The following is a 969-nucleotide window of genomic DNA, read 5'->3' on the forward strand; positions in this document are numbered from 1 at the left end:
AGCCGAGGGCGGCGAACGGCAACATGAGGCCATTGTACAGCGCTGCCCACAGCAGATTTTCGATGATTACCCGGCGCGTGCGTCGCGCCAGCGTGAAGGCTTGCACCAGAGCGTCAAGGCGATTGGAAAGCAACACTGCATCGGCGCTGGTTTTCGCCAGATCGGTGGCCGAGCCCATGGCCACGCTGATGTCGGCTGCAGCCAGCACCGGCACGTCGTTGACGCCGTCGCCGAGCATTAGCACCTTGCGCCCTTCCTTGTGCAGTTGCTGCAGCACTAGCAGTTTGTCATCGGGGCGCAAACCGCCACGGGCCTCGTCGATGCCCAATTCGGCGGCGACACTGGCGACCATCGGCGAACTGTCGCCGGACAACAGCAAGGTGCGCCAACCTCGCGCTTTGCAGGCCGCGAGCAGGGCAGGGGCGTCGTCACGCAGGCGATCATCGAGCACCAGCCACGCCAGCGGTCCGTGTGTGTCGGCGAGCAGCAACCATTGCCCGGCTTCATCAGGCATTGACGGCAGTGCCGCGCCGCTCAGTGCGCAAGCAAATTTGGCCTGACCGATGCGCAAGCGTTGCTCACCGACCACGCCTTCCAGCCCCAGCCCCGGTGTGCTCTGCACATCGTCAGCGGCCAGTGGAGCACGGCCGAACGCCCGGGCGATCGGGTGTTCCGAACGGTTCTCGAGCGCAGCGGCAAGGCTCAGGCATTGCTCGCTGTCCAGCCTGCCGAGCGGGCGAATCGAGCGCAGCACCAAGCGGCCTTCGGTGAGCGTGCCGGTCTTGTCGAAGATCACCGTGTCGATCTGATTCAAGCCTTCCAGCACATGGCCGCGGGTCAGCAACAGCCCGAGTTTGTGCAGGGTGCCGGTGGCGGCGGTGAGGGCGGTCGGCGTCGCCAATGACAGCGCGCAGGGGCAGGTCGCCACCAGCATGGCGAGGACGATCCAGAACGCCCGCGCTGAGTCCA

At 65.8% G+C, this 969-nt stretch carries 1 protein-coding gene; it reads right to left on the bottom strand.

Features of this window, described 5'->3' with window-relative positions; all coding sequences use genetic code 11:
- The coding region (locus D6877_RS13090; protein WP_130911060.1) for an HAD-IC family P-type ATPase at window positions 1–969 on the bottom strand (969 nt) is incomplete at both ends.

Origin of the sequence: Pseudomonas sp. Sample_9, assembly GCF_004307535.1 — a bacterium.
Lineage (GTDB): Bacteria > Pseudomonadota > Gammaproteobacteria > Pseudomonadales > Pseudomonadaceae > Aquipseudomonas > Aquipseudomonas mercuritolerans.